Origin of the sequence: Haloferula chungangensis, assembly GCF_042664875.1 — a bacterium.
GTDB lineage: Bacteria > Verrucomicrobiota > Verrucomicrobiia > Verrucomicrobiales > Akkermansiaceae > Haloferula > Haloferula chungangensis.
The window spans coordinates 176448-188738 of the sequence record NZ_JBHTBS010000005.1; the positions used below are offsets into that span (position 1 = coordinate 176448).

The 12291-nt window shown below is 57.6% G+C and carries 3 protein-coding genes and 1 pseudogene; 2 read left to right on the forward strand and 2 right to left on the reverse strand.

The window, feature by feature from the left end; translation table 11 throughout:
• Positions 1 to 96 precede the first annotated feature (96 nt).
• Positions 97 to 2427 (reverse strand): glycoside hydrolase family 95 protein, encoded by a 2331-nt coding sequence (locus tag ACFQY0_RS11550; protein WP_379712472.1) that lies wholly within the window; start codon positions 2425 to 2427, stop codon positions 97 to 99.
• Positions 2428 to 2779: 352 nt separating this feature from the next.
• On the opposite strand from ACFQY0_RS11550, the gene ACFQY0_RS11555 reads away from it, so the two are divergent.
• The gene (locus ACFQY0_RS11555; protein ID WP_379712474.1) at positions 2780 to 5452 is read left to right on the forward strand and encodes an endonuclease/exonuclease/phosphatase family protein; all 2673 of its coding nucleotides are present in this window, start codon (positions 2780 to 2782) and stop codon (positions 5450 to 5452) included.
• 230 nt (positions 5453 to 5682) lie between these two features.
• On the forward strand, positions 5683 to 11400 hold the full coding sequence (locus ACFQY0_RS11560) for an Ig-like domain-containing protein (RefSeq protein ID WP_379712476.1): 5718 nt from the start codon (positions 5683 to 5685) through the stop codon (positions 11398 to 11400).
• Positions 11401 to 11545: 145 nt separating this feature from the next.
• Here ACFQY0_RS11560 and ACFQY0_RS11565 read toward each other — a convergent pair.
• Positions 11546 to 11938 (reverse strand): annotated as a pseudogene (locus ACFQY0_RS11565) (VOC family protein); the annotation flags it as partial.
• Between the last annotated feature and the right edge of the window lie 353 nt (positions 11939 to 12291).

Genomic DNA, 12291 nt, shown 5'->3' on the forward strand with positions numbered 1-12291 from the left:
CGCCCGGCTTTTCGAGCGCTATCGTCCCGACTCTCGGCTTCGCCGCATCTGATGTGCTCAGGTGGGATGAAGGAGTTGAAGACTCCGTCTCCCTATTCAGCGGCCGTTCCAAGTGAGGGATTCGCCCTGGGCGAGTTCCTTGTCGACGACGGTCTGGCCATACCGAAGTTGCAAGGGCTTACCGCTGAGCGAGTGAATCTTCGCCTCGCTGAACTCGCCGTCTTTCCAGGTGATATCGACCTCGAAGCCACCGCGGGCGCGCAGGCCTTTCACCGAGCCGTTAGGCCAGTCTTTTGGCAGGGCGGGGAGCAGGTGGATCTCGCCGTTGTGGCTCTGGAGCAGCATTTCGGCGATGCCGGCGGTGGCGCCGAAGTTGGCGTCGATCTGGAACTTCTCGCTGCCATTGAAGAGGTTGGTGGCGAAGCGCGGCATGACGTTCTCTGTTAGAGATTTCAGTGCCTTGTCGCCGTCGCCGACGCGGGCCCAGAGGGCGATCCGCCAAGCGCCGGACCAGCCGCCGGAAAAGCCGCGCTGGATCAGCGAGGTGGTGGCAGCCTTGAAAAGCTTGGGAGTGTCGTAAGGGTTGATCTGGGCGCTGGGAAAAAGGCCGTAGAGGTGGGAGACGTGGCTGTGCTGGTCCTCGGGGTTGTCCCAATCGACGAGCCACTCCTGAAGCTGGCCGTGCCGGCCGATCTGCATTGGCTGGAGGCGCTTGCGGGTCGCGGCGACCTTCTCGCGGAAATCCTCGTCGACTCCGAGTGTTTCAGAAGCCGCGATGGTGTTGGCGAAGAGGTCGTTGAGGAGTTGCAGGTCCATCGTTGGGCCTTCGCAGAGCGAGGTGCCGTCGCGGCCGACGCTGAGGCCGTCCTTGGTGCCGCCGCCGTGGCTGTGCTCGGGGGAAAGCGAGGGCGAGGTGATCAGGTAGCCCTTCTCGTTTTCGATCAGCACGTCGAGGTAGTACTCCACGGCGCCCTTGAGAATCGGGTAGCTTTCTTCGAGGTGCTCGCGTTTGCCGGTGTAAAGATAGTGTTCCCAGAGGTGCTGGCAAAGCCAGGCGCCGCCCATCGGCCACATGCCCCACTGGGGGCCGTCGACCGGGGCGGTGCCGCGCCACAGGTCGGTGTTGTGGTGGGTCATCCAGCCGCCGGCGCGGTAGTGGGCTTCGGCGGTTTTCTTGCCGGGTTCCTGCAGCTCGGCGGCCATCCTCAGCAGGGGTTCGTGGCACTCGCTGAGGTTGCCGACCTCGGCGACCCAGTAGTTCATCTCGATGTTGATGTTGATGGTGTACTTGCTCGACCACGGTGGGCTCATCTCATTGTTCCAGATGCCCTGCAAATTGAGCGGCTGGGTGCCGGGACGGGAGCCGGCAATCATCAGGTAGCGACCGTATTGAAAGACGAGTGCCGCGAGGCCGGGGTCGTGCTGGCCGTCGCGGGCGTGCTTGAAGCGTTCGTCAGTGGGCAAGCTGTTAGGCTTGCTGCCGAGATCGATCGAGACGCGTTCAAAGAGCGAGCTGTGGTCATCGAGGTGAGCCTTGAGGACGTCGTTGAAAGGCTTGTTGCCGATGCTTGTTAGATCGCGGCGGGCTTTGGCGATGGCGTCGCCGCTGACGTCCTGATAGTTCACGAAGCTGGTCGCGGCGCAGTAGTAGAGCGTGACTGCGTCGGCGTTCCTGACGGTGAGTTGGTCACCATTGGCGGTGAGGGATCCACCTTCGGTTTGGACCTTGGTGGTGGCCGCGAATTTGGTGCCCGGCGTGTCCCAGTCGGCGGTGAGACCGTGTGAGCCACCTGCTCTTTTCCCGGTTCGCGGGGCGATCTGGCCGCTCATGCTCAAGGTGCCATCTGCGCTGGCCTGCGACTCGAAGGGATGAGGGCTGGAGTTGGTTAGGTCGAAGCTGATCCGGCCGGGCTGGCTGCATTCGAGACGGATGACCACCGTCTGGTCGGGGTGGGAGGCGAAGATCCGGCGGGTGAACTCGGCGTCGCCGACCTGATAGGTAACACTGGCGATGCCGCTTTCGAAGTCGAGTTCGCGACGGTAGTTGCTGGCTTCGCCCTGGTGCTGGAATTTCAGGTGAAGGTCGCCGAAGGGCTGATAGGCGGCCTGGTGGATCGGCACGCCCATCATCTTGCCGGCGAGTTTCTCGGCGTCGGCATACTTGCCTTGCCGCAGGAGTTTGCGGACCTCGGCGAGGTGTTGGTACGCCTCGGGGTTGTCGTAGCAATGCGGGCCACCACTCCACAGCGTGTCCTCGTTGAGTTGCAGGCGTTCGTTTTCGATCCCGCCATAGACCATCGCGCCGAGACGGCCATTGCCGATCGGAACGGCATCAGTCCATTCCACGGCAGGTTGGGCATACCAGAGAGTGGTGTTGTTGGCTTCCGCAACGAGGACAGTGGCGGCAAGGGCGAGCAGGATTTTCATGAGTGTCTGGCGTTGGGATGGATCACTTCGGGTGTACTTGGATAGACGAATTCGCGGGGGACCCCTGACGTCTTACAATATTCGAGCAGTTTCTGTCCAAAATCGATGGAGTGGGTGAGGTCCGGCTCCCCGCCGTTGTCTCAGCCCGTCGCCTGGGCCGTGCAGTCATGATCGAGGACCGGGAATTTCAGGACCCGCTTCATCAAGACCGGTCGTGCGTGGCAAAAGGCCTGTACCGAAAGCGGCAACTTCCGATTCCTCGACGGGTTTTCTCAAGCTGCGGATCCTCGGGCGGTGCTTCACGACGAATGAAAATTCGACGTCGAGGGCTTTTCCGCGTATTCCTCGGGTTATGTGGCGTCTTCTGGTGCTCCTTTTTTGTCTCAGTGCCACCATCGAGGCGGTCGGTCTGCGAGTCGTGAGTTTCAATATTGGCGCTCATTTCACCTCGGGCGGCTATCCTGACTATTCGCTTGGAGGTGTTGAGACGATCGACTTCACCAGCGTGCGGGATGTGCTGGGACGGATCGATGCGGACGTGGTGGCACTGCAGGAAGTCCATTCTTCGGATGTCTCCGGGAATCCGGATGATCTCGATGCCCTTGCTGCGCTGCTTGGTCTGCCCCACATTTATATGGCGTCGACTTCTGGTTCGTTCGACACGTCATTGCGGGTGGTTTTCCTTTCCCGCTATCCGTTCATTTCGACCGATGATGTGCGTTCGCCCAGTGGCGCGAAGGAAATCACGCGGCACTTTCCGGTGGTGAAGGTGGACGTGCCGGGCACCAGCAATGACCCTCTGCTGATCTCCGGTCACTTGAAGGCCGGGACGGGATTGGATGATCGATTCCGGCGCGCGGTCGAGATGAAGCGTTTGGCGAAATATCTGGATGATCAGGGACTTCAGGCCTCGGATAACTTCATCATCCTTGGCGACTTCAATCCATCGAGTGTCGACCGCACCTTTACGGCGCCGCCCTCGGGTTTGCCTTCGACCTATGTGCTGGGAGACGATTTCAGCTTTCCGATCAGCTATTCGACGAATCTGCTTTCCTATTTTTCGGGAGTGGTGCCGACCCAGCTGGACCCCCGACAGCTGAATGGAGACGACGGGACCTTTCAGTATGGTCAAAGGCTCGATCTGATACTGGTGTCACCGGCGCTTGCCGGAAGGCCTCATGCTTCCGAGATCTATCGCTCGACGCTTGATACCTCGAATACGAGTGGCTTGGTGAAGACGGGGCAAGCTCTGGCTAACAATGCGAGTTTGGAGGCATCGGATCACTATGCGGTTTTTGCCGACTTCGAGCTGGATCAGGACTTCTCTGAACTCGGACTGGCGATTTCGGCACCCTCGGTGGTCGAGGGCGATGACTCCGGCACCGTACGGTTGACGGTGAGCCTTCCAATGCCCCAGGGTTATGAGATCCATGTCCAATTTGCCACTGACGATCCAGCGGTCGCTCCATTGCAAGGAGTGCTGACGATTCCACCCGGGCAAAGCAGTGCGACCACCAGCGTGCAGACCACGAGAAATTACCTCGTCGATGGCAATCGCAGGGTGACCTTCACGGCGATGGCGCCGGGCTACGATCCGGCATCGGTGATGTTAGATGTCATCGACGCCGACGGCGCCTATGTCTTCGAGGCGGTCGAGGAAACGATTGTAGAACGCTTCGATGGATTCAATGGAGCTCATTCTCCTGCTCCATGGATTTCGAATGCGAGTGCTTGGATCGGTCCTGATGATGGATCATTCGAAGCCGTTGGAGGGCGATCTTATGGCATGGGGGGTGAGCACGCGCTTGGTTTCCTCGCTGGTTCCCAGGCACTTGAGTCCAGGGCTGTCTTCAAGAATGAATCGGGCGAAACCCTGAGCATCCTGGATATCGCCTACACGGCCGAGCAATGGCGTGCGGTGACTGGAGGCAGAGCCGATCAGCTGAGGGTTGAGCTTGAAAGCGGAGGCGTGATTAATGAGCTAAGCCCATTGGGCTTTGTCGCACGCACGGACCTTGCAAGTGGGCCCTCAAACCATTCAGAGAGGAAGTCGCTGCGAATTTCGGGCTTATCCATACCGAACGCTGACGAGTTCACGCTAACCTTCACCTTGGTACCGGGAGCAGCGGCGGGAGTGCCTCCGGATGAGGTGTTCATCAATGAATTCCACTACGACAATGAGAGCAGCGATACCGGCGAGTTTGTGGAGATTGTCGTGGGTCCCGGATATCATGGGGAACTCACGGACATTCTCCTCGTGTTCTACAATGGAAGTAGCGGCAAAGAGGGTAGTCGTCATGGGCTCGAGTCATTCACCCCGGGTGAAATAACGAGTTCCGGTCACCGGATCTTCTCCAAATGGATCCCAGGCATTCAGAATGGAGGGGATGATCCGGACGGCATGGCCCTGGTGGTGGGAGAGTCCGTCGAGAGCTTTCTTTCCTATGAAGGTTCCTTTCTGGCCATCGACGGCCCGGCAAATGGTCGGACTTCAATCGACGTCGGCGTGTCTCAAGGGACCAGCGAGCCGGTCGGGATGAATGCGCTCGGGTTGATCGGAGCGGGAGGCTCGCCAGGTGACTTCGTCTGGGAAAAAATCCCGGGGCCCCACAGTCCCGGTGTGGTGAATGCCGGGCAAATGCTCGAGGTGCCCACTTTGTTGCCTCAGGGCCTGGCGATTGACGACTTGATGGTGAGCTTTATTGCCGACAGCGATGGCGACGGAATTGGAGACGATGAAGACCCGGACGATGACAACGATGGGCAAAGCGACGAGTTTGAATTGGCATTTGGATCCGACCCATTGAACGCGGGCTCGGTTTTCAAGGCGAGACTGAGTGCAATACAGGAAGGCTATCAGCTTTCGTTCCCTGGAGCAGAAGGCGTGCTCTATCAGGTGCAGATCAGCCATGACCTGAAAATCTGGGCACCGCTCTCAAGTCATCTGGGAGAGGGTGCCGATCTTCACGTGGCACTGCCATCGGATGGAGAAGGAAGTTTCTTCAGGGTCAAGGTCGACGAGTGATCATGGGGGATGGAAGGGAGCTGTTGGAGCGACCGGGAGGAGAGGCTATGACAGTCCTAAGGAGTGTTGAGTCGATTTGTCCTATGAGGAAATAAGTGTTCGGTGACGATTCCGAGAAATGATCCAATAAGACGATTTGTGTGACGAAGATGTTATCTTCGTCTTCGTTACGTAAGCGTTGCATTGCATCTCTCGTCGCAGGTGCCGGGATCGCTTGTTCTCCCGGCGTCATGAGAAAAAATATCATAACCGCCTCAATGGCGGGAGTTTGTTTAACCGGAGGGCTTTCCGCGTTGGAATTCGGGAAGCTCGACGTTACGCAGCTCAATACAACTAATAACCCACTGGATGACCCCAACCCTGCGGTTTCCATCTCGGTCGCTCCTGGAAGTTCCCCGAAATTCGCGGTATTTGGAGCGAATCGTGGTGATTATAATGTGGATTTCGGAACGCCTGATGACCTGCTGAGCGGTGCGATGATTACAGCCGTTAGAGAGAACGGTCGCGACAACTCGGCTGGCGGTGAAGAGCCAGGACTGGTTTACGCCACATCATTTTCTGAAAGAGGCGGAGATGGACGCTTTTATATTCCGATTCAGCCGACTCCCCTGGGCGCGGGAGAATTCAACATCAACGTGGCTGCCGTGCATTTTCCTTTTGCTGAAGAGTGGCTGGCCGGGCATTCACGGAATTCATCCGGCACCAATGCAGGCGTGCAGAACGAACTGGTTGCGACACCGGGGATCAGCATTGGTGAACAATTCAAGGACGATGGCGGTGGAGTCTTCACGCTGGACCTTACCGGGATCACGAACTTCGGCAGCCTGGCGACTTCTCAAAACGGAGTGCTGCTGGTGACGGGGCACAAGAACGAAGACAACTTCGCACTTTCCTCCGCCAATGACGACGGCACCTTCACCATAAAGCTCAAGGATAACGGCTCGAATGGTTCGGGCACTGAACGTGATCCGGTGGCTTTCGCCTACGTTCCGGTATCCAAGGTGGGTCCGGACCTGGTGAGCGCTCTGGGCCGCATCCTGAGCGATGGTTCAGCTGAGGTTAGTGGAGGCAATTTCACGGTGACCAAACTCGAAGGGCCGATCGGTAGTGACAATCAGGTCACCGCGCGTCAAACGACGGGAACATTCACCGCCAATGCGAAGGTCATCACCACGGCGGTCATCAACGAGACCGCCAGTGATATCGAAGTGGCGGATGCCACGGGCATCGAGTCCGGTCAGCGGGTCAGTGGCCCGGGCATCCCCGATGGCACGAACGTTGAGTTTGTTTCGGGTAAGCTGGTCGGACTCAGTGCGGCGGTCACCGAATCGGGCACTGATGTTGAGCTGACGTTCACCGCGACAAGTGCTGATGATGTGCATGTGACGGTGGCACAAGCCGACGGCATTCAGGTCGGACAAAAAGTTTCCGGAAGCGGAATCGCAGAAGGTACCACCGTGACATCGGTGGACGGAACAAGCATCGGCATCAATCAAGCGGTCACGGAAAGTGGCACGGATGTCTCACTTGGATTTGCAACTCCTGGACGCTGGTTGTTGCAGGTCGCTGGGAAGACCGATGAAAAAGGGACCTTGATCGTATCTCCTTCAACGGGCGGTGTGAACAATGAGGACAACGTGATTTCCTATGAGTGGAATGAAGCGCTTGCAGGCTGGGTCATTGAAAGCCGGGACATTTCTCCTGGAAATGGACCGCTCACTCTGGAGGACGGAGCGGTAGCGGATGAGGAGATGTTCAGCTTCGTGTTCTTCACGACCGAACCTGACAACGCGCAGCCTGTGGTGTCGGTGTCATCGCCGGCGTTCGGAGCCGCGGTGACACGGGGTAGCAGTGTGACGATCACGGTGGATGCCAGCGATGCCGCTCCAGGCAGCATTGCTCAGGTTGAAATTTACCTCAATGGCGAGTTGGTGGCGACGGATACCGAAGCCCCTTACGAATATACCACGTCATCCTATGATTCCCTTGTGAACGTCACGGTGGAAGCCATTGCCCAGGACAATGAAGGAGCTCGTACGACCTCCTCACAGACCTACTATTCCATCGTTCCTCCTGCAGGTTCGGGCGGAATGTATTTCAACGGAGTCGATGACTATGTTGAGTTGGGTGATCCTGACGCTCTCGATCTATCGACCTTCACTCTGGAGACCTGGTTTCACCGGGTTGGCCAGGGGACCCCAACCGGCACCGGCGGCTACTCCGTCATTCCTCTCGTGACCAAGGGGCGTGGTGAGTCGGATCAGTCGAATGTCGATATGAACTACTTCCTCGGCATTGATGCCGAAACCGGAGTGCTGGTAGCAGACTTCGAAGATATCAATCTTGGGACGAATATTCCCATCGCCGGCAGGACACCTGTGGCGATGGATGAGTGGCAGCATGCGGCCGTCACATACGACGGGGTTGAATGGCGTCTTTATCTGAATGGCAACCTTGAAGGGGTGCTCGCGACCGATGGTCTGCAGCCACGTTTCGATAGCATTCAGCCTGGTGCTCTGGGCTCGGCACTGAATTCCGAAAATGAACCAGCGGGCTTTTTCCACGGTTACCTTGATGAAGTCCGGATCTGGGATTCGGCGCGGAGTCAGACCGAACTGCGTGCGGGTGTGAACTTCGAGATCCCTGCTGAAGAAGGCCTCGTGGCCCGCTGGGGAATGACCGAAGGAAGTGGCACGAGCTTGACCAGCACGGCGAGCGGATCGCTGGTTGGAACCCTGATCAGTGAGCCGGTTTGGGCCGCAGGCAAGGGCTTCAACAGCAATATGAAACCGGCGGTGGACATCACGTCTCCCCTCGGTGGTGAGCGCTTCCTTTTCGGAGATTCGATTGCCCTCACGGTGAGTGCGAGTGATCCGGATGGAAGCATCAGCCAGATCGAATTCTTCGACAATGGTGTGTCGATCGGCACGGACACAACGGCTCCTTACGAGCTGAATTACGCCAATGCTCCCTTGGGTGGCCTGCACCGCTTATCTGCCGTAGCCACGGACAACGGAGGTGAAATTTCCATCTCCGATCTTGTGATCGTGGATGTCACGCTTCCTGCGCCGATGCTTCCGGGTTTCACCCTGGGCGTGATTGACGGGGGCGACTTGGATGCGGATATCCAAACTCCCGCCGATCCAGCCGTCTGGGTGATTGAGTCAACGACCGCCTCGCCACGGGGTTTCGATAACCCGGGTAGCAACACTGGCGACCTCGCCGTGAACGTCAATGGCGCACCGGTTCCGGTGACCTCGGGTCTCATGATGGCCACCAACTACTCGTCGATTGGCAACCTCGGTGCCATCGACAACATGGTTTGGCCCTATGGTGCGACCAATTATACGATAAGCTCGGAGGATAATGAAAATCCGGGTGCCAGCAATCCGGCGACACCGGAGGAATCCTCACGTTTCTCACTCGGCTACTTTCCCTATGCGGACGGATGGGTGGGAGGCAACTTCGATGTTGATGGCGTGGTTCGTGATGGCAGTTCGAATTTGCCTGAAGGTGTCACCATCACCCAGGGCGTGACTGGCCGTTACGAGATCACCGGCTTGCCGACAAGCGGCAACCTCCTTGGATTCAGTGTCGGCAACGGCAATGACAATGTTGCGGCCGTCGCCCAATTGGATGACAGCTGGGTTGTGTCGAGTCGTGATAATTCCGGTGGACTTCAGTATGAGTCATTCGGCTTCCTCTACGTGCCGACGACGGCACGTCAGGTTTATAGCGGACTCGTTCGCACCAATGGCGAGTTGGTCATGCTCAATGACGACCTTGAAAAGGCCGGAGCTTCGGTGAATCTCGGAACCCAGGGTTATGAGATCACGATCGGTGATGGCAGTGTGATCAATCCGAGCAACTCGGTCATGTTCATCAGTGCGGACTTCGATGAAGGCAACGCGGGCGACAACATCATGTCCTACTCCGCTGTCGGCAATGTATTCGTGGTGTTCTCCCAGGATCTGCCGGGTCTCAACTCCCAGTTCCAGACCGGAGGCTTCCGCTTCCTGATTGCGCCAATTGATTCCGTGGTGCTGAACGGTGACGAAGTCAGCATTCAGGCGACCGACGGAATCGCGACAGAAAATAGCGATGACGACATCCTTCTGACCTTCCGTCGTGAAGGAGACAGCAGTGAAGCCCTTACTGTGCCGTATGCTCTTGGAGGAACAGCTACGGAAGGGTCGGATTATCCGATGCTTCCGAAGTCGGTGACATTCCCGGCGGGAGTGGACCTCGTCCAGGAAACGATCTCGGCCAATGGCGACGTCGAACTTGAAACCGATGAGACGATCATCATCACGCTGCTCGCCGGAGAGGGCTACTCACTCGGGGTCTTCGGATCTGCGACGGTAACCCTGAAGGAAGGCGCACCTGAGATTCCAACGACAACGCTGACTTTCCAGGAAGGCGTTGATGGTTACACCGGACAGTTCGAAATGGCCGTTAATGAGAATGGCTCGACGACCCTCGGTTCGGAGGTCCAGCAGTACTACCTCGATGGAACACCGGGAAATGCCGCAAGTAACGACACCAACAACTTGCTCCGCTTCGACAATCTCTTCGGCGACGGACCGAACCAGATTCCACCTGGGGCCGAGGTTATCGATGCGCGTTTGTTCATCACCACCACATCGGGTGGCGACTCACCAACGGGTGGACCTTACCTGGTGGACCGACTGTTGGTCGAGTTTGATGAAAATACGACCTACGCGCAGCTGGGCATTGATACGAAACCTACGACCTTTGATGGATTCGAAGGAGCACGTGGTTCTTCAACCCGGGCACCGGTTTCGGGCTTCGGCGCGATGACCCACGGAGATGTCGGTGAAGCAGACGTGACCAAGCTGGTTCAAGCCTGGGCAAAGGGTGAGCAGAACTTCGGTTTCTCCATCTACACCGGTGGAACATCGGATGGCTGGCAGGTAAATACGGTGGGTAATACCAATCCGGTCCTGCGTCCAAAGCTTCAGGTGACCTACACCACGCTGGCCGTGAAAGAGTATCTCTATCCGGCCGATCTATCAGCCATCCTCAACACTCGGGGATTGCCGGAGGGTGGGACCCTTGATGGTTCCACGATTGAGACCCAGTTCCTCGACCTCAATGACGCAAACACCGGAACAACCGAACTTCTACTGAGGTTCCCGGTGGAGTTTGGTGAGGTGGGAGAGGGGATCATCCCGATCGGTGAAGAAGTGGTGAAAGCGGAACTGGTCATGGTGACCAACTCGCCGATCTTCTTCGGCAGCGGAAATGCTCAGACGGGCGGCGCCTACGCCATTCATCAGGTAACCCGCGATTGGGACACATCGACCTACTTTGGCAATCTTGGCCCGGTGGTTGGCAGTGACATTGAGTCGGCGGTCACTCACTTCACCGGCATGGGGTGGGGGTCTGCCAGCTACATTGATATCACTTCGGTGGTTCGCAACTGGCGCGCTGGTTCCGACAACTTCGGAGTCAATGTGAAGCCCAATACGACTGATGGATGGCAACCGTTCTTTCCCGGTGTCGTCAACAATCCGAGACTCAGGAACGCGGCACCGATGCTTCGCATTCAGACCGCGATCCTGACTCCAAGTTTGTTCGATGCCTGGGCAGCGGAGCACAATATTCCGAGTTCGAACTTCAATGAAGATGCGGACGGAGATGGCATTGTGGCCTTGCTTGAATACGCGCTGGGCTATGATCCGCTGGTCAAGGATAAGCTGCCGATGTTGCAGTCTGACCTCAGCCTGACGTTCCCGAAAGGGGCCGCAGCAGTGGCAGACCCATCCGTGGTCTACAAACTTGAGTTGAGCAGCGACCTCAAGGACTGGACTCCGTGGACACCCACCGTGGACAGCGACACAGAGATCAGTGGCCAGCTGCCGAGCGATATGGGAACGGTCTTCGGCCGTCTCAACGTCGACTACGTCCCTGTCTCGAACGAATAATACGAACTTGCCGTAACGAAAATGAGCCGCCTCCGTAAGGGGGCGGCTCTTTTTGTTGCCGATCTCCCGGTCCAAAATAGGGCGAGGCTCCTCGCCAGTAGGAGCGGCTGGAAGCAGAGGCTCAGCGTGGCGGTGTGCAGCCCGTTCACGGAGAGGGTCGTTTGCCAGTCGGGAGCTCTCCCGGAGTATTGATCGTCCAGCCGACCCCGAACTTGTCGGTGCCCATGCCGTAGCAGGGGGACCAGAAGGTTTTTCTCAGGGACATTTCGACGCTTCCGCCATCGGATAGGGCTGCAAGGAACCTGCCAACCTGGGCTTCATCCTCGGGGCAGATCGACAGTCGGAAACCATCGAGATGCCCCTCCTCGGAGCTGCAGCCGCCGGACATCCTACTCGTGCACTCGCCGGTGGTTATGGCAGCGTGCATGACCTTCCTTTTCCAACCCGGCGCCAGCGCTCCCTCGGGTGGAGAGTCCGGAGCCTCCTCGAAACCCATCAGCGTCACACGTTTCGCGTCGAGAGCTTCCTCGTAGAATCTTAGAGCCTCCTCGCAGCCGACTCAGAAGAACCAATAGGGCTCGATGGTTGGTTTCTTCATCGTCATTCAGCGCGATCAAGCTGGGGGAAGGATCTGAACCAGGATGGATGAGATCGATGGGATGGATTCAATGCAATCTAACAATCTTGATGATCGTCATCATGTTTGAACCTCGATTCTAGCCTTAGGCTGAGGTCAATGACTCCAAGACCCCACTCATCCTATCCATCTTGCTCCGTATAATCTGAAATGGAATCGATTATCTCCCGAGCTTGATCGCCCTTGATGGTCATTTGGGGTTCGTTTGATCTTGTTAGTTGCTTGCCTGAGTAACGCATCTTGCCGGCTCTGCT